This is a genomic window from Burkholderia sp. 22PA0099, from assembly GCF_047497165.1.
Lineage (GTDB): Bacteria > Pseudomonadota > Gammaproteobacteria > Burkholderiales > Burkholderiaceae > Burkholderia.
On record NZ_CP163165.1, the window covers coordinates 1,163,389 to 1,187,072 of the forward strand.

The following is a 23,684-nucleotide window of genomic DNA, read 5'->3' on the forward strand; positions in this document are numbered from 1 at the left end:
CCTTGATGTCCGTCTCCCGATCCTTCTCGTCCCGTTCTCATCCGCCAAGCCTGCCGCTCGCTTCGCGTATCGCGATCGTGCTGGTGCCGCTGCTGTTCGGCTGCTATTCGCTGTGGCTCGGCGCCGATTCGAACTGGGATCTGCACAACTATCACCTGTACGCCGCGTTCGCCTTTCTGCACGGCAAGCTGACCACCGACCTCGGCGCCGCGAGTTTTCAGGGCTATTTCAATCCGTTGCTGGACGTGTCGTTCTACTGGCTGAACACGCATTGGCCGCCGCGTCTGGTGGGCTTTCTGATCGGCGCGTTTCACGGGTTGACGTTCGTGCTGCTGCTCGACATCGCGCGCCGCCTGCTGGCCGGCCTGCCCGGCGACGATCGTCAGCGCGTGCCGTTCTGGCTGGCGCTGGCTGGCTGCCTGACCGCGAATTTCCTGTCCGTGCTCGGCAATACGATGGGCGACAGCACCACCGCCGTCGTCTGCCTGGCCGGCGTCACGCTGCTGGTGGCGCACTGGGATGCGCTCGGCCGCCTCAGTGTGCGGGGCTTTGCCGTGCTGCTGGCCGGCGGCCTGCTGATCGGGCTGGCGGCGGGGCTCAAGCTGACCAACGCAGTGTTCGCCGTGGCCGCTTGCGGCGCGCTGCTCGTGGCGATGCCGGGCAAGCTGCTGGTGCGCCTGCGCGTGGGGTTCGTATTCGGTATCGGCGTGCTGGCGGGCTTTGCCGGGACCGGCGGCTACTGGATGCTGCGAATGTGGCACATGTTCGGGAATCCTTTGTTTCCGCAGTTCAGCGCGGTATTTCCGAATCCGCTGGTCAAGCCGCTGTCGATCGTCGATACGCGCTGGATACCGCACAACATCATCGAGACGGTGCTGTGGCCGTTCATCATTTCGCTCGATGCGCATCGCGGCGGTGAGGCAGGGTTGCGGCAGGTCATCTGGGCGATCGTCTATGTGCTCGGGTTGATCTGGGCGGCGCGTGCCGTGTCGGCAAGGCTGGCGGCGCGCGGCGGCGAACGCATGGACCCGCGTGCCGCGTTCGTGATCGCGTATGTCGCGTTCGGCTTCGTGCTGTGGATGAAGCTGTTCGGCATCTATCGCTATATCGTGCCGATCGAGGTGCTCGCGCCGCTCGTCGCGTTCCTCGTGCTCACGCAACTGACGACCCATGCCCGCGCTCGGCGCTGGGCGAAGTGGCTGCTCGCGATCGCCACGGCGATCGTGGTGGCCGGCGGCGCGCCGACCTGGGGGCACAACGGCTGGGCCGATCCGCTCTATCACGCCGAGCTGCCGCCGCTCCAGCAGCCGGCGCGCACCACCGTGCTGCTTGTGAACGCCGAGCAGCCGCGCGCGTGGCTTGCCGCCTTGTTTCCGACCGCGGTGGCGTTTGTCGGCATGGATGTCGGGTTCCCCGAGGGGGCGGGCTACATGCCGCGCGTGCACGAGATCGTCGACAGCCGCAAGGGCCCGGTGTATGCGCTGCTTGGCAGCGCCTACAACGGGCGCGCCGATACCGTCGCGCGACTCGATGTCACGCTCGGCAAGCTTGGCCTGACGCATGGCGAGCGCGGTTGCGCGATGCTGACGTCGCTGGTCAGGCGCCTACGCCTGCATGCAGCGGTGCTGCCGGTTGCCGGGACGGACGGCCCGGCGCGTTGCACGATCGGCTTGCGCGCCGACGATGTGCGCGATATCGACGCTGAGAATCGCGCGATCGTCACGCGAATGGATGCCGTGCTGCATGCCCGCGGGTTCGCGATCGTGCCGGGGAGTTGCGCGGCGTATTCGGCGGGGATCGGGGCGGGGAAGGACCCGTATCAGTTCTGTCGAGTCGAGGTGTTGCGGCGCTGATGTTGCGCGTTGCGACGAACCGTCTCGATCGGGCGATGATTGCCGGCCCGATCGCGATGGCGGGCGCATCCGGAATGCATGTTGTCGTTTTCGAGAATGGAATCGAACGTGTGGGGGCCGGCTATCCCTTACACTTTCGCAAAATCACGCGTGAGAGCGCAGGGGTGGTTACCGATGAGCAAGTTCATTGCCGCACTGGCATTCGCCGCCGAGAGACATCGACACCAGCGTCGCAAGGACGTCGATGCCTCGCCCTACATCAATCATCCGATCGCGTTGGCCAACGTGCTGGCCAACGAGGCCGGCATCGACGACGAGCCGGTGCTGACCGCCGCGATCCTGCACGACGTGATCGAGGACACCGCCACCTCGGAGCAGGAACTGGTGCAGTTGTTCGGCCAGATCGTGGCCGATATCGTGCGCGACGTGACCGACGACAAATCGCTGCCGAAAGAAGAGCGCAAGCGCCTTCAGGTCGAGCATGCCGCGCAGATCAGCCGGCGCGCGAAGCTCGTCAAGCTCGCCGACAAGATCTGCAACCTGCGCGACATCGCCGAGAACCCGCCGGCCGACTGGCCGGAACAACGCAAGCGCGAGTATTTCGATTGGGCGAAGGACGTGGCCGACCAGGTGCGCGGCGTGCATCCGACGCTGGAGAGGTTGTTCGACGAGGCTTATGCGAGGCGGCCGGAGGCGTGAGGTAGGACGTGCCGCCCCGATGTTCGGGCGCGGCACAGCAAAAAGCCCGCTTGCTTTCGCAGAGCGGGCTTTTGATATTTGGTTGCGGGGATAGGATTTGAACCTATGACCTTCGGGTTATGAGCCCGACGAGCTGCCAGACTGCTCCACCCCGCGATGCGTAGTGTACTTGGGGCGAGGGGGGAAGTCAAATGGATCGGGCGTGCAGGAAGGATGAGCTGCGTGTTCATTCCCTCGCATCGTGAGCAATGCCGGCTGTTGGATTTGTGACGCGCCTGCTTTCGTGCCACGATCATCCGTCATTCATAACAAACGGGCCAGATCATGAACGAAGCCACCATTTCCGCTCGCCTCCAGGAGCTGGAGGACAATCACCGTGCCGGCGAAGAGCAACTTCGCGCGCTTGAGAACAGGCAACGCGAATTGCAGCAAACCTTGTTGCGTATCGCCGGCGCGATCCAGGTGCTGAAGGAGTTGCGCGACGAACTTCGTCAGCAAGCGGCGTCTGGCGACGGGCAAGCGTAGCGCACGGTTGCGTCGTTGCCGTCCATCATCTTGTATGGCGCGGCTGCGGCTGCGGCTGCGGCTTTGGCGTTCTTCACGCTCAGGTCTGACAGTGCCATGTGTTGGTATCTCGGTCGTTGGTATCGGCAGGTACCAACAACCGAGATACCAACAAAGGTGCTCGCTGTCTTTGAGCAAGGTCTGATGACGCCGGGGAGCTTGACTGGTCCCCAGACGGCGCACACTCGCAGATCGCACGCGCTGCCAAACGGTTTTGTCTCGTTGCGGTGGGCGGCGAGCTTGCCATCGCGCATGGTCTAGCGGCGCTGGTGTTCACGCCGCGCGGCGGCATGGTTCACGTTATCAGTCTTCGAAAGGCTAATTCCCGTGAGGTGAAGAGATATGAGCAAGCAAAAAACCAGCAAGCCGACTGACGACAATCCGGTGTGGACGGATGCCGACTTTGCGCGCGCGCGACCGGCGGAAGACGTGTTGTCCGAATTGTTCGGCAAGGAGGTTGCGGCCAAGTTGACGAAGCCGCATGGCCGGCCGAAGTCGGTCAATCCCAAGATGCCGCTCGAACTGCGGATCGATTCTGACATCGTGGATGCCTACAAGGCACAGGGCGATGGATGGCAAACACGCATGAACGATGCGCTTAGGGACTACGCGAAATCACACGGCATGATTTGAGGTTGTGTGTCTGGCGTGGCCCGCTCAAGGCGACACGCCCATTTTCAGTGAATGCATCACCTTGCCGGCATCTCGAACGGGTTGCCGGCTTCCGCTTCCGCTGCTTGCTCCTTGCGCGCGTGGCGTGGATCGCCCCTGGCTGCGAGCTGCTGGCGTGAGTCGTCGCACTTTCGCCGCGCTGCGGCCAGCGACACGACCGGATACACGCCCCAGGCGAGCGTCTTCGGTTTGCGCTGGAAACGATAGGACCAGCGCCAGTATTTCGAGCCGTTCGGTTGAACGAACAGGAACATGTCGTCGCCGTCTATCGTTTTGTACGGCGCGGCTGTGGCTTTGGCGTTTCTCACTCTTTGAGCAAAGTCTGATGACGCTGGGGGCTTGGAGCCTTACTGGACAGGCTTGAGAGAGGGGGGGAGGTTTGGGGCTTGATTGGTCCCCGATATAATTCACGCGGCAATGACAGTAAGGATGAGCAGGGTAATTCTCGAAATTCATACCCCAAAAACACCCTCCAAAAAATCGTAGTGGTGGATTGTACTGGTGCGATTCCTAGGGTGCTTGGCTACTGGTCAATAATACGAGGAGGTAGCCACTTGTGGTAGACTATGCCTAAATGGGTTGCGACTACGCGGCCGGCGCTAGGCTCCAGGGACTGCTCTGGGGCCTTTCGCTTTTCTAGGGGAAGATTTTCCTTCCATTGCCGTATGCGGTGCCGCCGCTACCGGTGAAAAACTTCTTCTCCAATATCTCATAGGCGCGATTGGGCTGGTCAGGGCGCAAATGTGACAGTCCTATTGGGCGTGCCATTAGATCGGAGATCTGCAGTCCCTCCGAATTCGCTTTCTTATCGCAAATCACAATGTCGAAGTTGTATGGCACGCGACCTCGATTGTCGCCGCCGCAGACTCTTCGGAACTGTAGTTCGAGGTCTGCGTCCTCCTTTGACCCGCGTGCTTCGCACACGACATGCGTCAGCGCCTCGTGTTGGCCGTTCATGCGAAGGAAATGTCGCACACGCTCGAGGCCGTACTGGATACCGATGTGGTACGGGTTGAATGGATTTGAGTATTTCTCCTTCAACCGCTGCTTATCGATGATGACTGCCACGACGGTCATCTCCGCTTCGTCAATGATCGTAGTCAGTGCTTCCATGAACTGTTCGCGGGGTTCCTTGCTTAGCTTGGCGAACGCTCCACGTTTGCGCCGGATATCGATCTCGTGCAAGACGACACAGTCGTGACCGAATGTGTCGAATTTCAGTTGCTTGATCTTCGGGACCAGGGCTGAGGCGTAGTCGGATTTTTTGATTATGCAAAAACAGAGCACGAAGATCGGGTACTCGGGGTCGATCGAGGTTAGGCTATGGTCGCCGCTTTCGTCGACGAACACGATGTAGTCGCTGTTCAAACTTTTTCCAGTCGCCGCGGTCGCGCTTATGCTGCTTCCTCGTCTTCGTCCGGCGCGTTCTTACGCCATTCGATGTCTTCGGTGAGATCCATCGGAATCACAATCGGCTCTTCATTTTCATGGATGCTATTCCAATGGTCCATATCCAATGACAGTTGGACACCATCTCCAACCATCTGCTCTCGGCGATTGATCAGCGATTTATGCATCTGGAAGCGCGGTGCTTCATCGATATCAATCCACAGCGTGAGCTGCTGTCCTCCTTGAGTGACGGGCAGCGCGTGATTCGCCCGATAGGGCTTACCCGTTTTAGCATCGCGACGAAACTCTTGGCGCGCTGCTTGGGTGAATTCCCGTGCGAGCATCTCGAACGGATCTTTCGGTTTAGGGAGAGGCCATCCACGCTCATTCGCAAATTTGGCCACCTTCTTCATATCTACTTCGTGTTCGCCGGTTGTTTCTTTGTACAGGCGGATCATGTACTGCATTTCGACAATCTTAGTCACAGTCGTTCCTTATCAAAGACCAACCGGGGCTACGTCACCCCACCCATCAACGACCGCGCTAGGAGCGACAATCGAACGAACTTTCACCAAGTGAGCCCGAAAGCGATCATACCGGCCAGTACGATGCTGAAGTTGCCCAGCAATTAGGCCCGGGTGCACATTGATGGTTTTTGCAAAACCTAAAAGATCGCGCTCCGCAAAAAATGGGGCTTTCCGTGCGATGAAAGAATCCATTTTTTTCGTCGGGACACAAAAATCAGCCGCAGCAGCATTGGCTATCTGTTCTTCTTCGCTGACCATTTGTCCCGTCCCGGCTCGCTCGCCTTCAAGCTCCGTATCAAGGATGATTGCATCCTTTCCGTGGCCTTGGAGAACATGTTCTAACTCGTGACGAAGTACAAACCAAAAATTATCGAGTCGATCGTGGCGAATCGTCATTCCGATCACAGGAGAGTGTTCGTTAAGCCACATGCACGCGCCATCGATCTTTGCCGATGTAAGAGACTCAACCAAAACAAATCGGATCCCAGATTCAGCCAAAATCTTTGGCACTTTGCGAGCCTCTTCGGCCGCTGCCAACAGCGTTGCAAGCTTGGTGACTGCCTGCCTGCCCAGCGCTGGTGTGTACTTAGGGACAAGCATTTCGCTTGCAATTTCCCGAACACGGTATAGCCATGCAACCTGAGTGGGGGTGGGCTCTCCATGCACCAAAGTCTTCTTTGCTGCGTGCGGAAGTACTTCGATCGTGTCAGGCGAGTCTGCTTTGAAAAATTTCGCCAGCGCCTGCTCAACTGCTTGGACGTCTCTCGGGTCGTCAGCTTCGAGCCAGCCTCTCTTGATCATCTCAACGACAGGAAGCCCACCAAAAAGCTGTGCGCGCGTCGCCCGATTCGGATCTGGTCGCGCAGTAATTCTGGCCTTCGCCAAATCGAAGGCCTTTTGCAGATCAAGGAAATGCTCAGCGGGAACTTCGAAGATTTCTTCGAGCGATATGGCCATGGCAGCATCAACAGGCCTCTTGTCTGATACCAAGCGATTGATGCTGCTATCGTCAACCCCAAAAATTACTGCAAGGACGCGTTTGGACCAGCCCCGCGCATCAAGGAGAGCTTCGATGTACTGCCCAGGGGTCCGGAAGCCGGTTGGATCGATATTCATAGTAGATGCAGAATATGCCAGTTTGCGCAAAAACGCAAACTGGCATATTCTGCGTGCGCGAGTAGAGTAGCCTGGACAGACGCCTGAGTGGCTGAGAGGGTTTTTTTGATGGTGTGACTTGCCGCACGAATGCCGAGGCTTCAGTTGGTTGGAGCGGCTGCGGTCGACCTAGCACGGGCTTTTTCGTTTCTGATGTGTTCGCTTTCGTGCCAAGATCACCCTCCACCCAAAACAAACAGGCCAGACCATGGGCGAATACGAAGACAGGATCACCGGTCGTCTCCGCGACCTTGAGGAAAACCACAAGGCCGGCGAGCAGCAACTGCGTAAGCTCGAGGAGCAGAAGCAGGATCTGCAGCGCACCTTGCAGCGTATAGCTGGCGCGATCCAAGTGCTGAAGGAAGTGCTTGAGGAGGGACGGCGGAAAGATTCGGCCGGCGAGGGGCAAGCGTAGCGGGCGATCGGGCCAGTCTGCGGCATTTGAGTGCGTGTGCGTGCTCGACGAACCTCGTTGTCACACATTCGGCTTAGCATCGCCGAATGCACACCAGCCGATGGACTGGGCGTAGCACCCGGTCGTCACTGCCAACGCAGTTCGACGCCGCCGACAGGGCGGTTGGCCTTGTGCCCCTTGGCGATCCGCGAGGCCTATGAACAACGCCTTCGCATTCTTTGAGCGAGTCATCTCCCTAATACGCAAGCAGCTCGAGCGGATCGCTTGGTCGTCTGAGGGGGACCATTCCGTCGACGATCTCACCAGTGAGACATGGCTGATCGTAGACGAACTCCACGCAGAGCCTGAAGCGGCTCTGAGCCCCGAAGATGAAAGCGTGCGCGACATGATCGTCGCCCGGCTCCAGAAACAGTTCGGAAAGTTCGTGAATCGCCGGGAGCGCTTCGCGGTGCGTCTCGATCGTGATGAGATAGACGACGATGGGGATTTGATGCCGAATTCGGTTGGCGCTCGGCTGTCAGCCCCTGAGGCCTCAGAGCCGTTGACGGCGCTCGAACTGCGCGAGGATGCTGCGGCTGCGGCGCTCGTGATCGAGGGTCGGTTTTCCGAGGCTGTCGCTTACGTCCGCACCTTCGATCGTTTTGACGGCGATGCTCGTCGCGTGGCCAGCTATCTCGCGATTGGCATGCAGACGTTGGGCCGGCGTGTTTCTCGAGCAGAGCATGTAGAGCGGACTCAGCCGTCGATGTTCGACGGCATTGAGGCAATTCCCGCCCACTTCATGCCGCCGCCTGGTCGCTGGAATTCGCCGCCTCTCAGGCACCACTACCGCAGTACTTGTGCTGCGACGTGGCCAATCCAACTGCAACTGTTCCTGCAATCGTGCAAGCTGTTTTTCAGTCGACGGTGGAAGGAGCGTTAGTGATGAGTGCTCGCTCTATCTTCTGAGCGCACATTTCCGCTTGGCTACCGTCCGTGAGTTTGTACGGGGCTGTGCTGGCCTTCGCGTTCCGTACCTGCTCGTCAGTGAGAGGCATTGTTGGTATCTGCTGATACCAACACTTTCGCCGGCTGTCACTGAGCAACGTTGGGTAACGATGGGGGCGAGATGGCCGCCAGACGGGCTTGAGCGGGGAGTTTGTTGCGAAACTTGGGGGAGGTTTGGAACTTAACTGGTCTCCCCGACAGGGATCTTATGCCCGTCAATCAGATTCCATCAAACGGCCTCATGCAGAATCAAAGCCTTGTGCAGTCAGCCTCTCGGGGCGCGTGCCGGGTACAGATTCGATTCCAAAGCACCGCAGATTCCATCAATTTCCCGTTATCATCTACGCCAAATTTACGCCAAGGCGGACAGATGGCAAGCTACAGGAAGCGTGGCAAGACATGGCGAGCAGAGGTCGCGCGCGGAGGGGTTCGAGAGTCGCAGTCATTCGACACGAAGGCAGAGGCGATCGCGTGGGCGACAAAGCTCGAGGCTGAGATCGATGCGGGAAAGCGTCGATCCTACTCGAAAATTCCGAAGACGCTTTCGGACGCCATCGATGAATACCTGGAGAAGATTTCGCCAAGTATGGTCAAGCACGAATGGAATGTGGCGCGCTTCAAGTTCCTGCGTGAGTCGCTGGGGGATCTCGCCGGGCAACTGCTTCGATCTATAAAGCCGGAGCAGATTGCTGAATGGCGCGACGCGCGGCTGAAGGTCGTGAAGCCGTCTACGTTGAACCGCGACTTGAACCTGATCTCGGCGGTATTTACGGCGGCCCGCGATGAGTGGAAATGGATACACACCAGCCCCATGCCCGACGTCAAGCGGCCGCGTGATCCGCCGCCGCGTGATCGGAGGGTGCCGGACAGCGATGCGGCCGCGATGTGCGGGGCGCTGGGCCTTGTAGATGATGGTCCGGTGGCGACGACGCAGCAATACGTCGCGCTGGCCTTTTTGGTGGCGATCGAAACCGGGATGCGACAGGGGGAAATTCTCGGGCTGACGTGGCCGAACATGCACCTGCAGGCGCGTTACGTGCATCTTCCGAGGACAAAGAACGGGGATTCCAGAGACGTGCCCCTATCTAGGCGGGCGGTCGAGCTGCTGGAGCGGCTGCCGAGCGTCGAGGGGGAGGCGCGATGCTTCCCGGTCAAGCAGGGTAGCGCGGACGCCCTATGGCGGAAGGTGCGCAACAGGTTGGCAAAGACAATGCCGAGCATCGGCACCCTTCACTTTCATGATTCGCGGCACGAAGCGACAACCCGGCTTGCAAAGAAGCTGCATGTGCTGGCGCTCGCGAAAATGATTGGACACCGCGACATACAGTCGTTGATGATTTATTACGACGAGACGGCCGCCGAACTGGCGGCACGCCTCGATTAGACGGCCTTGCGCGGCCGGCCCTTGCGCGGGGTCGGCAGGTGGCCGCGGTTGCGGCGCGCCCACTCGACGACGTCGCTTGCAAACCAGCGCCGCTGAGCCTTGGCGGTGTCAACGGGGCGCACGCCCGGTGGGAAGTCCTGGCGGGTTACGACGCGCAGCTCGACCGTCGATTTCGATAAGCCGAACCACTTCGCGATCTGCTCCGTGCTCCAAAGCGTCTCGTCGAGCTTTTTGGGTTGTGCGAGCGCGTCCACCAGGCGGCGCAGTTCGGCCATGAACTGTTCGGGTTCGCTCATGTTCATCTGGTATCTCCCTGCGATTTGTGAGCTTTGCTGAAGTCGTGCATCTGCATGATGGCGACCACGCGAAACGCTTCCGCCTCGTCCTTGCCTTTGAATCGGTCGGCGTATTCGCCAAACAGCGGCTTGTCGCAGATCACGAGAAGAAGCTCAAGCCACGACAGGCCGCCGCGCGCTGCAAGCCGCTCAACCGTCTGACCGTGGTTCTTCATCGCCTGATCCTCGTGCCGTTTCACAAAATCGAAAGGCACGACGAGCGGCGATGCGAAGTGCTGCTTCTTCGCGGCGGCAATGCTGTCCATGTGGATGGGAAACGTCTTCACACCTCACCCCCCTTTGCTCTGAGCGCCCTGAGCGTCGACACCGGCGTTCGCTACTTCCAGCAATGCCGAGAAGTACTCAATGGCCTCCTGTCCGTCTCCGGTGTCGAACACGCGCAGAGCGTTGGCCTTCGCCGCGCGAACCGACTGGATATCGATCCCGGGCTCTCCCGCATTGGCAGGGGCTGCGGGCAGCGGCGAGTGCTTGGGCTTGGCGGCCTGCTTGGCCCGGATCTTCTCGACCATCGCGGGCGCAGAGATCCGGGCCAGCTCGGTTTCGCCGGCCGCGTGCATGTCCAGCGTGTTCGCGAGGCAGACGGCCGCCAGCGTGACCATGACGCCGCCGACCTCCTGAGACGCCTCGCCGACAGGCCGGCCGAACGTGTAGTCGACAAGCTGGTGGGCTTCCCTGGCCGTGCAGCCCAGCGCTTGCACCAGTTCGAGCGCTTCTTCGAGGAATCGGTGGTTGCGCTCGATTCGATCGGCCGCGATCGCCGGCCCGAAGCATTCGAGCATCCACGGCTGCACGCGCGCTTGGAACGGCTCGCGCGCCTCGGCCTGTGCGTCGCCAGGTGCGGCCGGCAACGCCATCCAATGCGTTACAGCAGGCCCGAGCAGCTCGACGAATTCCCGACGCTCGTCCTGCCAGCATTCGCGCGCGTCATTGCCCGGGAAAAAAGCCGCTTTGCCTGTCCATTTCCCGTTATGTGCCAGAACCCATTCGAGGGGGGCTGGAAGTCGATCGCTGACGACAATCCACGGATCGGTGCAGGTCTGCCTCGCTGCGGCCGGCGCCCCGCCGCTCCATTTCGCATCCGGCCCGGGCTTCGCGAAGCTGCCGCACCATCCGTCTTTTTCTCCGCATTCGCACTGCGGCGATCGACCGCGCAGCGTGCTGGGATCGATTGAATAGCGGCCGCAGTGAGAGCAACGAGCGATAGCGCCTTCGTCATGACAAGGTGTCGCTGGGATGCCGTTCAAGGGGCCGGCAGGGGTCGGTGCGGTCGCGTGCGGGCCGATGTTCAGCAGCCGGCTAGGCGTGTTGGTTTTGTCGGTCATTTCAGATATCGCCCTTAATTACGAGATACGCAGTTCGACGTTGTCGTCGCTGACGACAAAGAGATTCACGTCGGCGAGGCGGTATGTGTTGTTATTGCCGTACACAACGTATTGCCAGCCGCCCTGGTGCTGGATGTGAACGGGAAAACGCTCTCCGGGTTTAGTTTGTCCGTAGTACTTACTATTTCGTTTGATCTTCGCGTAGATCTGCTGGCTCATGAGATCTCCTACACGGATACCGGGCGCACGTTGCCGGTTTTCAGGTTGATGAATGCGCCGCACCACGTCAGGCGGGCATGCCGGAAGAATTCCCAGAGGATGGCCAGGCCTTGCGTGACGACGGCCTGATTGATGAACAGCTCCTGTTTTTCGAGCGCTTCGGCGAGACTGCAGCTTGGCGTGTCGTCCTCTGGGATCGTCGTGTCGACCAGCTCGGGCAGCACGTCATACGGCCAGCGCAGCGGCGTGCTGCCGCCGTCGCGAGAATTCCCGCTGACTTTCTTGTGCGCGCCGAGCAGCACCTGCGCGTCGCTCGCGCGGTTGCCGAGATCCATCACATAGCAATTCGACGCCGCCAGCGTCGGCGCGAGCTTCGCGCGGGCGGCCGCGCTGTCAACGCACATAATCGCCAGATCGGGGCCGCCTCGGATCAGCTGGTCCGGGCCGGCGTGCACCGGCCGGCCGGTCCAGTCGAGTCCGAAGAAAGCATTCACGCGGTGTGTGAGCACGACGCTTTTGTGTTGGCCGACGTCGGCAGGGCTGAACATCTGGCGGCCGACGTTCGCGCTGCTGACGGTGTCCGCGTCGAAGGCGGTAACGTGCAGGCCGGCGTGGCCGAGCTCGACGAGCGCGTGATTTAGCCGGGCCAGGCCGCTCAGCATCTGCGAGCCGGTGCCTCCGCATCCGATCAGCGTCACGTGCACGCGGCGGTCGCCCATGAATCGGGCGGGCGTGTTGTGCTGTTTCATCAAAGCGTTCTCCACCACGGCGCGCCGACGTCGCGGCCGATCTGCGCAGCGCATTCGGTAATTGCTCGGCACGTCGCGCGCTCGCGCTCCGACTTTGCCGCCGCCGGCGTGTCCCGCGCGTCGATGCTGTCGTGCGAGAACTGACGGAACGCGCCGGCGCCAGCGTAGGCCGCGACATAGTCGGCGTGGTGGGTCGTGTCGATGCGCGCGGCGGCAGCCAGATCGAATGCGTCGGCCTTCGATTTCATCGGGTCAAACGACTGCCAGTCGGCGCCGACGTGCGTGCGAACAAACAGGCCGGTCACGTCGCGCACCTTGTGCCGGCGCGATTCCCATCCAGCCGCGCGTGCGGCAAGTTCGAGAATTTCAATCAGGTTCACGCTGCGGTCTCCTGCTTGGCGAAAAACGCCTCGACGGGAACGCGCAGCGTGATCGCCTTGCCGAGGGCGCAAAGGCGGAACGCGACGCTCGGCGTGCCGGTGCCGATGCCGCCGATCACGCCGGCGATCTTCACCTCGCCGGCGTCGTCCAGATCGTCCTGCGCGCTGAATCCCGCCGGGCCGGCGCCGTGGCTGTGCAGATCCATCGCGATGCTTTCGTCGTCGGCGAGCGTCGGGCGGTTGATCGTGATCTCGGTCGGCGACGAGCGGATTACCTCGACCGAGCGGTACGTCAGTTCGTTTCTCGTGCTGTTCCAGATCAGGCAGGCGGCATGCTCATTCGGCATTGCGGCGACCGACTCGTCGGCGAACTGGCGGAAGTGCGCGGCGGCCGTGCCGAGGCGTCCGAACGCGAAGTCAATTTTCGGCTCGATCGAGCCGTAGGGCGGGCGCGGGCCGGCGCTGTCGAGCGGCGTGATCTGCTGGATGAGGTGCAGCCACGGCCGGCGGATCTCGACGAACAGCCCTTCGGCCGCGAGCAGGAAGCGGTGGCCTACGTCGAGCAGTGGGGCAAATTCAGCGTGGCGCGGCACGGCCGCTACCGGTGCGCTGTCGAACAGCGCATTGTCGAGCGCAACGTTCTCGTCGTCGACCCGCGCGGCGATCGCGCGTTGCTGGCCTGCCGTGACTTCGTCGGCGACGGCGCGCGTGAACGTCGACAGCGCTTTACCGAGCTGCTCGAGCACGGCACCGGTGACGGTCTCGAATTCGTTTTTGATGGTTTCGATCTTGCTCATGGCGATTAACTCCGTTGCGTGATTTTTTTGATGGTGGCGGCGACGTTCATTTCGGTTCTGATGAGCCGCTCGGTGGGAAATTGCGCGCCGTCGAGCAGCTCGACCCAGAGGTCAGTCGCGCTGCCTCCGTTGATCAGCTTCGGGGCGTTCGCGTGGGTGAATCTGCTGCGGAAAAACTCGTCGGCTTCGTACTGCTCGATGTCAGTCGGCGTGGGATTGGTCGCAATGTCTACATTGCCGGTGCAAATCCAGCCGTCAGCGCTGACGTTGAAGTACGGAGCTTGATAGACCGGCGTGTCAGGCGTTGGCCTGCGGCTTTCCGCGAGCGCGAACACGTATCGAGACTCGCCTCGCGCGACAAACAGCAGCGCAGGGTGGTGCGTGGCCGCTGAGCGTTCGCCTATCGGCGCATTGGCGGAAAACCAAACCTGCCGCTGTGCGGCCGGCGTCCACCAGGCGACAACACCGGGCGCGGTGAAGATCGCGCGCTCGTGGATGAACCCCTCGTGCCCGACTTGCTTCGATGCCACGGCGACGAAATCGGCCAGTTGCGCGCGCGTGATCGGCGTGCCGGCCATCAGCGTCGGTGCGCCATCGACCACGCGGGCCGAGTGGCTCGTGACATAGACCTGGTTGTCGTGCGCATTCTTGTAGATGAGCAGGGCGGAATGGAGGTTGAGCGACACGTCGCCGTTCCCATAAACATCGACGCGGCTCATACGCGCACCTGTACCTTGACGGGTTCGCCATCGATATCTGACCCGTCGTGCGTCGAGATCAGCGTGACCAAATGCGAAACGGCTTTGGCGAGCTTCGCCGTATTGCGCATGCGATCAAGCCAGCTACCGAGCGCGCGGCCGTCGGTGGAGATGTGAAGCGCCGTGCACGACTCGGGGTCGCCGCACTGCATTTCGCCTTGCCAGAAGTCATCGAGAATCCGCCCCAAGTTGTCGCCTTTGTCCCAGGCGAGAATCAGGGAATAGTCGAGGCAGTATTCGCTCGTGTCTTTCAGATCGACGCGCGCGAAAGGGCCGCTGGTGGTGATGATTCGGTGGATCTCGTCGCACGCGTCGATGGCCGCCCACGCTTGTAGGTTCGTGTCGTAATGCCGGCGCACCTCGCGCGCGTCGAGCGTGCGCTCGGGCTTCACCGCCCACGCGGGGGCGCTCGCAAAGAAATCGGCACGCCGCGGAACGTCGATGTGCGCGAGAAACTCCTCATCGGGCAGCACCGGCTGGCCCGGCTCGTGGTGAGCGTCGCGAAGTTCCTCGATTGCTGCGACTTCGTCGTAGTTGCCGTGCCAGTAGATGTACTCGGCCAGCCCCATTGCCTCGTGCGGCGTGCACACGGACGGCATGTAGTGGTGACAAACTTCGTACAGGACGGCGAGCACCGTTTGCCCGAGGCCTTGCTGGATCGATTCGAGGCGTCGAATTCCCGAGCCAATAAATCGGATCGGGCCGCTTCCTGCCCCTTGGTCCGTGACGATGCGTACGAGCGCGGTGTTCTGCGGGCGGCATCCGTTTTTACCTTCGTCGCTGATCGCAAGGCACCAGTCGAACGCGCCAATATCGCTGGTGATCTCTTTCCAGATTCGCGGCAGCGCCTTCAAGGCCAAGTCGCTCTCGGTCGACGAGTCGTCTAGCTTTGCTGCGTCGGCTTCGGTCAACTGGCGACCGCGCAACAGAGCCAGCGACAACCGGCGCATGAAATCTGCGTCGTCGCCGAGCGTGTAGCGCGTCGGCACGTCGGGCGCGATGCGGGGCAGGGTGAGCGGGGCGGCGATCATGGCAGCAGCGGAACCTGGGATGACGGCAGGCGCAGGCGTTCGGCCGTGTTGTCGTTGTTCGATGCGACACGCGCCACGCTGAATGCGAGGGCGGCGTCGTACTTGCCGATCTGAGTCGGCAGCCGTTGGGCCTGCGTCAGCGTGTTGGTGCGCAGTCGCTTGCTCATTTCGCGCAGCGTCAGGCCTTTCGTGCCAACGGCGCGCCGGAAGGTATAGACGTTGCGGTTTCCCTTGACGGTCGGGCCTTCGATTTCGGCGTTGGTCAGTTCCGGGTAGGTCTGCGAGTAGAAGTCGCGGACCTGCTGCAGCGTGAATGCCGGCGCCGGGTCGGCGAGCTTGGCGCCGTTGTAGATGAATTCGCGCGCGAGAGCTTGGATTTCCATGATGTTGGCTCCGTGCGATCAGTACATGTCGACGCCGTCGTCGGCTGCGGCCGGCGCGATCGGGGCGGCTTCGCCCGGCGCCGGTGCTGCTGCAAGCGCTGGCGCGTCGGCGCTCGGTGCGTCGGCGGCTACCGGGCCTGCGCTGGCGTTGTCGTCGAGGATGGACGTCTGGCGCGGGTCGGCTTGCGGCATTTGGCCGGCGTCGCCGCCGCCGTCGCCCGAGTCGGGGGCCTTGTTCTTCGGCGGCCGGCCGCGGCCGCGCTTTTCTGCAGCGCCGGCAGCGTCGGCCTTAGGTGCCGCCGACGCGGTAGGTTTGTCGCCGCTGCTGTTGGCCGAAGCGCAGGCGCGGGCTTGGTCGAGAATGGACAGTGCGCCCGGCTGATATACCGCGACCGCCTCAGCGAACTGCTCGTCGAGTTCTGCCGGCGTGCCGGCGACCGAGAGCGGCCAGAGTTTTTGCTCTTTCTTCGTCGGTTGCGGCGTGACGTTGACGCGCAGCTGGCCGCCGCCTTCGTCGGAGATCAGGATATTGAGCGGCGCGACGAGCGCCAGCTCATGCAGAGACTGAAACAATGACATGCGAAAACCCCTTATGGTTGGTGGTGTGTCAGGCCGCGAGGCCGTCGTAATTGCGATCAGCGAAATCGGGATCACCCGGGTATCGGCCGGTGCCGTCGGCCCGATGCCAGCAGTACAAAGATCCGCGACGATGGGGGAACCAGTAGCCGGCGCAGCCAAAGCAGCGCATGCGTCCCGTGTCCCGGTTGTTCATCCATTTGTCGACGCGATACGAACGCCTGCCGCAGTCGGTGCAAGCCGGTAGGCGTTCGTATCGATCGGGATGGCGGGGCAGGCAGCGGCGCCGCGTGCAGTGGCGGCAGCGAACATGGCAGCGAGGCATTGATCAGTCCTCGGCGTCGCCGGCCTGCATGCGCTTGATGTCGAAGCGGCCGCGTGCGCGCTCGCGGTTCTCGCGGGCGCGATGCGACGATTCGAGCGTGCGGCGCACGCTGTCGCGCTTGACGGCCTCGTCGAAGCTGCCGCGCATGCGCAGCAACTGCCACTCGACGCGCAGCAGGTGAAGTGGAACGGTCGATTTCTGCATGGCGGCCTCACGCATCGCGCGTCGCGATGATCGGCGCCGCTGGCGCCGGCTCGTCGTCCATCGTCCAGATGACGCAGGCGATGCCGACGCCGAGCCAAAGCAGGACGATTTTCCAGAGGGGCAGGGGTGCGTTCATGCGGCCGCCCCTTGGCGCGCATCGCTGCGGACGTGGGGCATGTTTGCTGCCGTCGCCAGTTCATCCGCGATCGTTACCAGCCCTTTGTCCATCAGCGCTCCGGCCAGCATTGCCAGGAACAGGCGTTGCTTTGTCGGGGTGTAATCGCCCGGGATGGCGGGAAGGGCAACTTCCTTGATGCATTGGATCAGCTGCGCCTCAAGCTGCTTTGCGCTACGAATGTTTGTCATCGTGCGCCTCAGATGCCGTAGGCCGGCGCAATAGCGCTGGCGATGAGGTACAGGCCAAGCAGGCCGACGAGCGGGTGCCAGTCGCGACGACGCAACAGCCTTGCCGCGACCCGCGAAAAGTTTTTGCTGCTGCTCAAAGTCAAATGCATACGAAGCCTCGCCTGTAGATCCGCAGCGGGCTTGCTGCGGCAGGCGAATTTAAGCACACTTAATTTCGACGAGCAACAAAAATTCAGTGTGCTTAATTTGACGATTACATTTGCTTACGGGCATACTGTATGGGCATACAGTGTTTTAAGCCGAGCAAAAAGAACTGAGAGGACAGGCTGAGATGAATGGGGAAGTGCGAGCAGGCGAGCGAGGGTTGCGGCCCGGGGACGTCGCGGTAGTGGACCGATGCGCCAATGAGGCGAACATCGGCCTGTTCGTTCGGATTCTAGGTCCGCATGCGACGGCGGATTTCGACTGGGACGTGGAGTTGCTCGGGTGGCCTGTGCGCGGTCTCGCGATCGATGGAGATCGCATCGGCGAATTTACGTGCGCAGCGGTCTTTGATTGGAATCTTCGTCGGCTGGGGGCGTCGGAGCGTTTAAGTCAAGTAGATCGCCGCGAGACCGAGCATGCATAGCCAGAATCGCGCGCAGCGGGGCGTGCATGGCCGTGACAGCTACGTCGGTCATGCCTAGCGCGATGGCCTTTTTTAGATCCGCGTAAAGCGCTTGGGCCTCGGGCGGCAGTTCGTCGGCCTGCTCTCGCATCGGCCCGCGCTTGCTCCATAGCCAATCAGGTCGCACACGCAGGAAGCGTGCTAGGTTGAATATCGGTGCCGCTTTCAGGTTCTCGAAATTGATTTTCCCAGTGGTCCACTGGGATACCGCGGACGGCGAAACACCGGCCTTCGCGGCGAGTTCTTTGTCATCAATGGACGCGCCCAGCTCCGCCTCGCGGAGCATCTTGGCGTGTCTCAGTCTTCCTACAAACGTATCAAGGTCCATTTCAGCAGGCTAAACCTAGGCATGTAAGTGCACTTCACTTCCGCAGTTAAGTGTGCTTAAATGACGGCCATGAAAACGACCATTAGCGTGGAGCACGCTTCCTACATCATCGACCGCCTCGGCGGGACGGGCGCTGTCGCGGATCTGTGCGAGATCGACGCCGCCGCCGTCTCGCAGTGGCGGCGTAACGGCATCCCGAAGCCGCGCATTCAGTTTCTTCGGCTGGCGCGGCCGGATGTGTTTGCCGATCTCGACGCTGAACTGGTTCGCCGGCGTGTAGCGCGGCAGTCCGGCCCGATCCATTACGTGTCGTGATGTGTGGTCGCAAATTTACTGCGTAGCAGTGCAAATTAAATGAGCGGTGGCCCACCGGGGGAGGTAGCCGCCTGCTGCATCAGGCAGGAAATGAATCGTTCGTAGGCGCGCGCGTCGCGCTCGCGCTGGTTGGACGACTGAATAATCCCGCGCGTGCGTTGCTTGAACTGCATCTGCGTGGGCTTCGAGGTGCGTGTGGTGCGAAAGCGTGTAGGTTTCATGGCCTGTTTTTTTCGTGGTGGATTAAACGGGGCAACACGAATCCTACGGAACTTCGCGGCACGTTAACAGGATGAAATGCAGTGAATTCCAAAGGTAAATTGTGACCAACAAATATAGCCAAACGGCTTGGATCGACGTGCTCTACACGTCAGTCCTAAACACGCCGGGGAAGGTGGAGGACGCCGCTCGATTTCTGACCGAAAGGCGCGGCGCGCGAATTTCGTGTGAGGCGCTTCGTTGCCGCCTGCGTGAGGTGGAGGACACGCGCATATCCGGGGAAATGTTCGAGCTGCTCGTCGAATGGATGCTGGAGAAGAACCAGCCGCACGCGCTCGACGCGGTGCACGCATTCAATGCGCGCTTCGGTTTGGTGGCGACTGCGGTGGAGCGGCCGGAAGGCGAGCAAACCGTGGATGCCCTGGTGCGGTCGGTGTTGACCGTGGCGCGTGGTGCTGGGTCGTTGGCCGATGAGGTCGAGCGGGCCGCAAGGGCTGTCGCGATCGGGCGGAACGAGGCCGAGGCAATCGAGCGTGCCGGCCGCGACGCGCAGCGAGAAATCGAAAAGACCATAGGAATTGCGCGCCGCGTTGCGTTGCGCCGTCGGCGCCGTCGCGCCTAACTGATTAATTCGGAGAACGTTGGAATGGGCGAATTAGACCCATCGGATGCGCTCGCCCGCACGTCTGCGCCCGAGGCTGAGCAAAGCGTAATCGGTGCTCTGCTACTGAGCAATGAGGCATTCGAAGATATTTCCGGGTTAATCGGCGAGAACGATTTTACGGTCGGCGAGAACGCCGTGATTTATCGCGCCATTCGTGACCTCATCCAGCGTGGGGCGGTGGCCGACGCGATTACGGTGTATGAGCGGCTGCGTTCTACCGGGGCGCGCGTTGATGAGCCGCTCGCCTATCTCAACGATCTCGTGCAGTCGACGCCGAGCGCAGCGAATATTCGCGGCTATGCCGAGATCGTGCGCAACCGGTCGATTTCACGGCGCATGCTGCGCGTCGCCGAGCGCATGCGTCAGGCGGTGCTGCAGCCGAACGGTCGAAGCCCGCTGGAGCTGCTCGATTTGGCTCAGTCGACGCTGATGCAGATCGTCGATCAGAACCAGACGGCCGACGCGGAATTCCGGCCAATCGCGAGTGCGCTCACGGCGGTAATTGAGCAGCTCGACGAGCGCTACACCGCAGGCGGCGCTGCGCAGATCGGGGGCGTCGCAACGGGGTATCTCGACCTTGATCGAGTGACCGACGGCATGCACGGCGGGGAGTTGATTATTTTGGCGGGCCGCCCGTCGATGGGCAAAACCTCGCTGGCAATGAATATTGCCGAGCACGTTGCCGTTGCGCTGCGCCTGCCGGTCGCGGTGCTGTCTCTTGAAATGCCTGATGAGCAACTGGCCACGCGAATGCTGGCTGGCACGGCCCGTATCAACCAGCACAAACTGCGCACGGCGAACCTGCGAGACGAGGATTGGACGCGCATCACGCACGGAACGACCGTGCTTGCCGATGCGCCGATTCACCTGCTCGACGCGTCGTCGATCACGCCGCTGCAATTCAAGGCAAAGCTGCGCCGCCTGCAGCGCCAGGTCGGCCAGTTGGGCTTGATCATCGTGGATTATCTGCAGCTCATGTCCGGCGACGGCGGCGGCGAAAATCGTACGGCCGAGGTTTCGCAGATATCGCGCGAACTGAAGAAAACCGCAAAGGAATTCGGCGTGCCGCTGATCGCCCTCTCGCAACTAAATCGCGGCCTGGAGCAGCGCCCAAACAAGCGGCCGATGATGTCGGATCTTCGCGAGTCGGGCGCGATTGAGCAAGACGCGGACGTCATTCAATTTATCTACCGAGACGAGGTGTACAACCCTGACAGTCAAGACAAAGGCACGGCCGAGCTGATCATTGCGAAGCAGCGTAACGGGCCGCTCGCGACCATTCGATTGGGATTCCTAAACGAACTGGCGCGCTTCGAGAATTACGCACAACCTTCGGGGGCATATTGATGGCAGTGCCAACATCATTTACATGGCGCCGCGCAATGACAGAAAGCGACTTGGCGAGCACGACGAAACTCGTGCTGTTCGTGATCGCGGAATACGCCAGCGCGGTCGACGATACCTGCTGGCCGGCGTTGGAGACCATCGCGCAGAAAGCGAGCCTGACGGATCGCGCCGTCGCGACACACCTGGAGATCGCGATCCGCCGCGGATGGCTTATCCGCTGGAAAACGAGACGACGCGAACGGCGGTGGGCGCATTGCCACTATCGGCTCGCGTGGCCCGACGACGTTGCTCGCCGCTTGCGTGACGACATTGAGCTGGGGCTTGCTGCGCGTGAGCACGGCGACGGATCGCCGGGCGAGTTACCTGAACGTGGTTCGGTTGCTGCTCAAAAGATAGGCAAGTTACCTGAACGTGGTTCCGGTAATGCCGGGGAGTTACCTGAACGTGGTTCGGTTGCTGCTCAAAAAACAGGCAACTTACCTGAACCTAGTTCCGGTGGTGCCTACGAATTGGGCAGTGAAAGCGGGGATTACGAAAGTTACCTGAACGACGTTCCGACTAACAACCCAGTAGTCAGAGTAAACGAAACACCCTCTCTTTCTAATACACCCCCGGCGGTATATCTGGGGGGTGAGGGTACAAGCAGAGAGGGAGATCGTCAAGAGCCGAGCGGCGAAAAGTTGGCGCAGTGGATGGCCGACCGCCTGCTCGACAGCGACCCGGGTGCTGCACGTCCGCCGCTAGCGGAATGGATCGTTGCTGTCGAAGCGATGCGTGTCGAAGACGGGCGCAGTGCGAAGCACGTCGCAAGCCTCTGGGCCTGGGCGTTGGCGGATGGCTTCTGGAGCAGCATCGTCACGCATCCCGCTCAGCTTCGGAAGCATTGGGAAAAGCTACGCAAGCGGCGCAATGGTTCGCTGCGAAAGCCTGGCGAGCCGACGACCGCATCGCCCGTCGCCGACGATCGAATCTGTTCGCACGTCGACGAGCACGGCCAGCGATGTACGCACGTCGCGACTTCAATCCTCGGCGCGGGATCGTCGCGTCGGGGCTACTGCCGGCAGCACGTCGGCATCTACGAATAACAAACGGGGTTGGTATGACGTTCGATGAACGAATGGAAAATTGGAAGCGTGTCGAGGCCGGGCGCGGTGGTGGCGGTGGCCGTGACACGCTGGTCGCCAGCATCTACTTCCCGTCGGTGGGCGGCCGCTCGGTAAATGCAACGATCGATGTGGCGGACGCAGCGAAGGTCGAGGCGGCGGTGCGGCGCCTGCATCCGGCGCAGCGGGATCTGCTGCGGATGCTGTACCTCTGGAACGCGAAGCCGGAATTTATCTGCCGTCGGCTGCGCATCAAGGTCTGGCCTGCTCGGCATCTGGAGCTGGAGATTGCGAAGGCCCGGCGTGCGCTGCTCGATCTGCTGACGCCGCCGGCGCCGCCGCGTGTGTTCGTGTCGATGCAGGCGGTCATTGACCGAATTGGAGAGAGGCCTCTTGCGGAATCGAAATAGCTCGCTTACACTCCGCTCCACAATCTGATTCCGGTTCCTACCGAGTGACGCGGCCCTTGCCGGGTCGTGTCACGTCAGGAAGAACTGCAAAGGCCTCGACAGCGCAAGCGTCGGGGCTTTTTGCTTTCAGGTCGCGAGTACGAAAATCCAGCCCGCCCGGTATATGCCGCGCGGGCTTTTTCCATTGGCGCGCGGCGCCGCTACCGAGGGCAACCCATGAAGAACCTGTATGCGCGCTTCGTCTTATGGCTGGCGCAGCCGCTCGTCGATCAGTTCGAGGCCGACAAGAGCGCGCTGTCCGCGTCGATCGACGGTCTGGCAGCCGCGTGCCGTGCGAACGCCAATGCGATCGCGGCCGAGCAGGTTGCCCGCCAGGCCGGCGACGGCGCTCTGTCGGCTCGCATTCAGTCGTTCGAATTCTGATGCCGAAGAAAGCGCCGACACCATGCCGCCATCGCGGATGCGGTCGCCTCGTCGAGACGCCCGGCTACTGCGATGAGCACAAGGCCGACGCCGTCGGCTGGCGGCCCGACCGCGAGCGCGGCAACCGACGCGAGCGCGGCCTCGCGCCGAACTGGGAGCGCACGCGCGCCGAGATCCTGAAGCGCGACAAGGGTTTGTGCCAGGCGTGCCTGCGCCGCGATCGCGTGACATTGGCGACGACGGTGGACCACATCGTGAACCGTGCCGAGGGTGGCACGGACGATCCGGCGAACCTCGAATCGTTGTGCGACGCGTGCCACAAGGCGAAGACCGCGAAGGAGGCGGCCCGTGCCCGCGCGCGGCGACGTCGCGGCCGTCCGGCCTCGACCGTCGACGGGGCGCTCGACAGCTGGAACACGCCTGGGGGGTAGGGGGTTCAATCTCTGCGGCCTGTCCGGCTTCGACCGCACGTTCAGCTTCGATTTTATGGCGACCATTTTTGAGAGAGGGGGGGGTTAAGACTCTCGCCTTGTAGAGCCGATGAAACAAGCCTAGGTGGCTTTTTCGTCGGCTTTTTCTTTGGGAGGGCTCTATGGCCTCGTTTGACGATGTGAGCGGCCCGCCGGATGCGGCCGAAGCGTCGGCGCAGGGCGAGTCGGTTGGAAAGCAAATTCAGTCGCCGAAGCCGCCGCCCGGCGCCCACTTCGACTCCCAGCACCGCAAGGTCTGGGACTACCTCTGCTCGGCGCTGCGCGACGAGGGAGTGCCGCATAAGACTGCGGGCGTGGTGCTCTCGATCGTGTGCACCGACTTCGTCCGCTGGGTCAAGGTGGAGCTCCAGCTCCGCGACTTCGAGCGGCTCAACAATGGCTCGTTCATGACGGTCACGCCGAACGGTCACGCTCAGCCGCACCAGCTGTACTACGCGGCGAAGTCTCTGAAGGAGGGGCTGCTCAAGTGTCTTCCCGAAGCGTGTTTGACACTGCCGTCGATGCTGATCGCGAAGTCGAAGATGCAGGACGAAAACCCGCAGGACGATTTGTTCGATCAACTGACGGGACACGCTCAGTCTCACCCGAGCGCCTTGAACGTCTAGC

36 protein-coding genes, 1 tRNA gene and 1 pseudogene are annotated in these 23,684 nt (G+C 61.7%); 15 read left to right on the top strand and 23 right to left on the bottom strand.

Annotated features, from left to right (window positions below):
• The first annotated feature begins 5 nt into the window (after window positions 1–5).
• Together AB4851_RS20550 and AB4851_RS20555 are read left to right on the top strand one after the other, a co-directional pair.
• The gene (locus AB4851_RS20550; protein ID WP_414451252.1) at window positions 6–1,853 is read left to right on the top strand and encodes a hypothetical protein; all 1,848 of its coding nucleotides are present in this window, start codon (window positions 6–8) and stop codon (window positions 1,851–1,853) included.
• Window positions 1,854–2,027: 174 nt separating this feature from the next.
• Window positions 2,028–2,552 (top strand): HD domain-containing protein, encoded by a 525-nt coding sequence (locus AB4851_RS20555; RefSeq protein ID WP_414451253.1) that lies wholly within the window; start codon window positions 2,028–2,030, stop codon window positions 2,550–2,552.
• Window positions 2,553–2,631: 79 nt separating this feature from the next.
• Here AB4851_RS20555 and AB4851_RS20560 read toward each other — a convergent pair.
• Window positions 2,632–2,708, bottom strand: a tRNA-Met gene (locus AB4851_RS20560).
• 168 nt (window positions 2,709–2,876) lie between these two features.
• On the opposite strand from AB4851_RS20560, the gene AB4851_RS20565 reads away from it, so the two are divergent.
• Both AB4851_RS20565 and AB4851_RS20570 read left to right on the top strand, forming a co-directional pair.
• Complete coding sequence (locus tag AB4851_RS20565) at window positions 2,877–3,077, top strand: hypothetical protein (RefSeq protein ID WP_414452008.1); 201 nt, start codon at window positions 2,877–2,879, stop codon at window positions 3,075–3,077.
• A gap of 381 nt (window positions 3,078–3,458) precedes the next feature.
• Window positions 3,459–3,749: a BrnA antitoxin family protein gene (locus AB4851_RS20570; RefSeq protein WP_414451254.1), complete on the top strand. Its 291-nt coding sequence runs from the start codon at window positions 3,459–3,461 to the stop codon at window positions 3,747–3,749.
• A 56-nt stretch (window positions 3,750–3,805) separates the two neighbouring features.
• On the opposite strand, the gene AB4851_RS20575 is transcribed toward AB4851_RS20570, so the two are convergent.
• The 4 genes from AB4851_RS20575 to AB4851_RS20590 form a co-directional block, all read right to left on the bottom strand.
• The gene (locus tag AB4851_RS20575) at window positions 3,806–4,096 is read right to left on the bottom strand and encodes an Arm DNA-binding domain-containing protein (RefSeq protein ID WP_414451255.1); all 291 of its coding nucleotides are present in this window, start codon (window positions 4,094–4,096) and stop codon (window positions 3,806–3,808) included.
• A gap of 328 nt (window positions 4,097–4,424) precedes the next feature.
• The gene (locus tag AB4851_RS20580; protein WP_414451256.1) at window positions 4,425–5,156 is read right to left on the bottom strand and encodes a DUF3800 domain-containing protein; all 732 of its coding nucleotides are present in this window, start codon (window positions 5,154–5,156) and stop codon (window positions 4,425–4,427) included.
• A gap of 26 nt (window positions 5,157–5,182) precedes the next feature.
• Window positions 5,183–5,662: a hypothetical protein gene (locus AB4851_RS20585; protein ID WP_414451257.1), complete on the bottom strand. Its 480-nt coding sequence runs from the start codon at window positions 5,660–5,662 to the stop codon at window positions 5,183–5,185.
• 12 nt (window positions 5,663–5,674) lie between these two features.
• The gene (locus AB4851_RS20590) at window positions 5,675–6,820 is read right to left on the bottom strand and encodes a helix-turn-helix domain-containing protein (RefSeq protein WP_414451258.1); all 1,146 of its coding nucleotides are present in this window, start codon (window positions 6,818–6,820) and stop codon (window positions 5,675–5,677) included.
• A gap of 247 nt (window positions 6,821–7,067) precedes the next feature.
• Here AB4851_RS20590 and AB4851_RS20595 point away from each other — a divergent pair, with 247 nt between their 5' ends.
• Both AB4851_RS20595 and AB4851_RS20600 read left to right on the top strand, forming a co-directional pair.
• On the top strand, window positions 7,068–7,274 hold the full coding sequence (locus AB4851_RS20595) for a hypothetical protein (RefSeq protein ID WP_414451259.1): 207 nt from the start codon (window positions 7,068–7,070) through the stop codon (window positions 7,272–7,274).
• 196 nt (window positions 7,275–7,470) lie between these two features.
• A complete protein-coding gene (locus AB4851_RS20600) occupies window positions 7,471–8,196 on the top strand; it encodes a hypothetical protein (protein ID WP_414451260.1) in 726 nt (241 codons plus the stop codon).
• A gap of 43 nt (window positions 8,197–8,239) precedes the next feature.
• On the opposite strand, the pseudogene AB4851_RS20605 reads toward AB4851_RS20600, so the two are convergent.
• Window positions 8,240–8,311, bottom strand: a pseudogene (locus AB4851_RS20605) (DUF4102 domain-containing protein); the annotation flags it as partial.
• A 320-nt stretch (window positions 8,312–8,631) separates the two neighbouring features.
• Here AB4851_RS20605 and AB4851_RS20610 point away from each other — a divergent pair.
• Window positions 8,632–9,645, top strand: a complete 1,014-nt coding sequence (locus tag AB4851_RS20610) for a tyrosine-type recombinase/integrase (protein WP_414451261.1) — start codon at window positions 8,632–8,634, stop codon at window positions 9,643–9,645.
• On the opposite strand, the gene AB4851_RS20615 is transcribed toward AB4851_RS20610, so the two are convergent.
• From AB4851_RS20615 to AB4851_RS20690, 16 genes are all read right to left on the bottom strand, one after another.
• A complete protein-coding gene (locus AB4851_RS20615) occupies window positions 9,642–9,947 on the bottom strand; it encodes a hypothetical protein (RefSeq protein ID WP_414451262.1) in 306 nt (101 codons plus the stop codon). The two genes, AB4851_RS20610 and AB4851_RS20615, sit on opposite strands and share 4 nt — an antisense overlap.
• Complete coding sequence (locus AB4851_RS20620; protein ID WP_414451263.1) at window positions 9,944–10,267, bottom strand: hypothetical protein; 324 nt, start codon at window positions 10,265–10,267, stop codon at window positions 9,944–9,946. The genes AB4851_RS20615 and AB4851_RS20620 overlap by 4 nt, the downstream gene beginning before the upstream one ends.
• Before the next feature lie 3 nt (window positions 10,268–10,270).
• Window positions 10,271–11,323, bottom strand: coding sequence for a DUF551 domain-containing protein (locus AB4851_RS20625; protein ID WP_414451264.1), 1,053 nt, complete (start codon window positions 11,321–11,323; stop codon window positions 10,271–10,273).
• A gap of 18 nt (window positions 11,324–11,341) precedes the next feature.
• Window positions 11,342–11,542 carry a hypothetical protein gene (locus AB4851_RS20630; RefSeq protein ID WP_414451265.1) on the bottom strand — a complete coding sequence of 67 codons (201 nt, stop codon included), beginning with the start codon at window positions 11,540–11,542 and terminating at the stop codon, window positions 11,342–11,344.
• Window positions 11,543–11,550: 8 nt separating this feature from the next.
• On the bottom strand, window positions 11,551–12,309 hold the full coding sequence (locus tag AB4851_RS20635) for a PRTRC system ThiF family protein (RefSeq protein WP_414451266.1): 759 nt from the start codon (window positions 12,307–12,309) through the stop codon (window positions 11,551–11,553).
• The gene (locus AB4851_RS20640; RefSeq protein WP_414451267.1) at window positions 12,291–12,671 is read right to left on the bottom strand and encodes a hypothetical protein; all 381 of its coding nucleotides are present in this window, start codon (window positions 12,669–12,671) and stop codon (window positions 12,291–12,293) included. The genes AB4851_RS20635 and AB4851_RS20640 overlap by 19 nt, the downstream gene beginning before the upstream one ends.
• Window positions 12,668–13,468, bottom strand: a complete 801-nt coding sequence (locus AB4851_RS20645; RefSeq protein ID WP_414451268.1) for a PRTRC system protein A — start codon at window positions 13,466–13,468, stop codon at window positions 12,668–12,670. The genes AB4851_RS20640 and AB4851_RS20645 overlap by 4 nt, the downstream gene beginning before the upstream one ends.
• Window positions 13,469–13,473: 5 nt before the next feature.
• On the bottom strand, window positions 13,474–14,187 hold the full coding sequence (locus AB4851_RS20650) for a PRTRC system protein B (RefSeq protein ID WP_414451269.1): 714 nt from the start codon (window positions 14,185–14,187) through the stop codon (window positions 13,474–13,476).
• A complete protein-coding gene (locus AB4851_RS20655) occupies window positions 14,184–15,257 on the bottom strand; it encodes a PRTRC system protein F (protein ID WP_414451270.1) in 1,074 nt (357 codons plus the stop codon). Before AB4851_RS20655 ends, AB4851_RS20650 begins: the two co-directional genes overlap by 4 nt.
• Window positions 15,254–15,640, bottom strand: a complete 387-nt coding sequence (locus AB4851_RS20660) for a PRTRC system protein C (RefSeq protein WP_414440481.1) — start codon at window positions 15,638–15,640, stop codon at window positions 15,254–15,256. Before AB4851_RS20660 ends, AB4851_RS20655 begins: the two co-directional genes overlap by 4 nt.
• An 18-nt stretch (window positions 15,641–15,658) precedes the next feature.
• A complete protein-coding gene (locus AB4851_RS20665) occupies window positions 15,659–16,219 on the bottom strand; it encodes a PRTRC system protein E (protein WP_414451271.1) in 561 nt (186 codons plus the stop codon).
• A 325-nt stretch (window positions 16,220–16,544) separates the two neighbouring features.
• Window positions 16,545–16,745: a hypothetical protein gene (locus AB4851_RS20670; protein WP_414440479.1), complete on the bottom strand. Its 201-nt coding sequence runs from the start codon at window positions 16,743–16,745 to the stop codon at window positions 16,545–16,547.
• Between the two features lie 7 nt (window positions 16,746–16,752).
• Entirely contained in the window at window positions 16,753–16,881 is a 129-nt protein-coding gene (locus tag AB4851_RS20675; protein ID WP_414451272.1) for a hypothetical protein, read from the bottom strand.
• On the bottom strand, window positions 16,878–17,111 hold the full coding sequence (locus AB4851_RS20680; protein ID WP_414451273.1) for a hypothetical protein: 234 nt from the start codon (window positions 17,109–17,111) through the stop codon (window positions 16,878–16,880). The genes AB4851_RS20675 and AB4851_RS20680 overlap by 4 nt, the downstream gene beginning before the upstream one ends.
• An 8-nt stretch (window positions 17,112–17,119) precedes the next feature.
• A complete protein-coding gene (locus AB4851_RS20685) occupies window positions 17,120–17,260 on the bottom strand; it encodes a hypothetical protein (RefSeq protein WP_414451274.1) in 141 nt (46 codons plus the stop codon).
• A gap of 384 nt (window positions 17,261–17,644) precedes the next feature.
• Window positions 17,645–18,106, bottom strand: coding sequence for a helix-turn-helix domain-containing protein (locus AB4851_RS20690; protein WP_414451275.1), 462 nt, complete (start codon window positions 18,104–18,106; stop codon window positions 17,645–17,647).
• A gap of 60 nt (window positions 18,107–18,166) precedes the next feature.
• Here AB4851_RS20690 and AB4851_RS20695 point away from each other — a divergent pair, with 60 nt between their 5' ends.
• Window positions 18,167–18,421, top strand: coding sequence for a hypothetical protein (locus AB4851_RS20695; RefSeq protein ID WP_414451276.1), 255 nt, complete (start codon window positions 18,167–18,169; stop codon window positions 18,419–18,421).
• Window positions 18,422–18,456: 35 nt separating this feature from the next.
• Here the strand turns inward: AB4851_RS20695 and AB4851_RS20700 are convergent, their stop codons facing one another.
• Window positions 18,457–18,642, bottom strand: coding sequence for a hypothetical protein (locus tag AB4851_RS20700; RefSeq protein WP_414451277.1), 186 nt, complete (start codon window positions 18,640–18,642; stop codon window positions 18,457–18,459).
• Between the two features lie 101 nt (window positions 18,643–18,743).
• Between AB4851_RS20700 and AB4851_RS20705 the strand changes: the two genes are divergently transcribed.
• The 7 genes from AB4851_RS20705 to AB4851_RS20735 all read left to right on the top strand — a co-directional run bounded on the left by AB4851_RS20705 (window position 18,744) and on the right by AB4851_RS20735 (window position 23,683).
• Window positions 18,744–19,262: a hypothetical protein gene (locus AB4851_RS20705; RefSeq protein WP_414451278.1), complete on the top strand. Its 519-nt coding sequence runs from the start codon at window positions 18,744–18,746 to the stop codon at window positions 19,260–19,262.
• Window positions 19,263–19,286: 24 nt separating this feature from the next.
• Entirely contained in the window at window positions 19,287–20,651 is a 1,365-nt protein-coding gene (gene dnaB / locus AB4851_RS20710) for a replicative DNA helicase (protein WP_414451279.1), read from the top strand.
• Window positions 20,652–20,686: 35 nt separating this feature from the next.
• Complete coding sequence (locus tag AB4851_RS20715) at window positions 20,687–21,736, top strand: helix-turn-helix domain-containing protein (protein ID WP_414451280.1); 1,050 nt, start codon at window positions 20,687–20,689, stop codon at window positions 21,734–21,736.
• Between the two features lie 14 nt (window positions 21,737–21,750).
• Entirely contained in the window at window positions 21,751–22,164 is a 414-nt protein-coding gene (locus AB4851_RS20720; protein WP_414451281.1) for a hypothetical protein, read from the top strand.
• Between the two features lie 216 nt (window positions 22,165–22,380).
• Window positions 22,381–22,587: a hypothetical protein gene (locus AB4851_RS20725; RefSeq protein ID WP_414451282.1), complete on the top strand. Its 207-nt coding sequence runs from the start codon at window positions 22,381–22,383 to the stop codon at window positions 22,585–22,587.
• Window positions 22,587–23,018: an HNH endonuclease gene (locus tag AB4851_RS20730; protein ID WP_414440467.1), complete on the top strand. Its 432-nt coding sequence runs from the start codon at window positions 22,587–22,589 to the stop codon at window positions 23,016–23,018. The genes AB4851_RS20725 and AB4851_RS20730 overlap by 1 nt, the downstream gene beginning before the upstream one ends.
• A 161-nt stretch (window positions 23,019–23,179) precedes the next feature.
• Window positions 23,180–23,683 (top strand): hypothetical protein, encoded by a 504-nt coding sequence (locus AB4851_RS20735; RefSeq protein ID WP_414451283.1) that lies wholly within the window; start codon window positions 23,180–23,182, stop codon window positions 23,681–23,683.
• Window position 23,684: the final 1 nt, after the last annotated feature.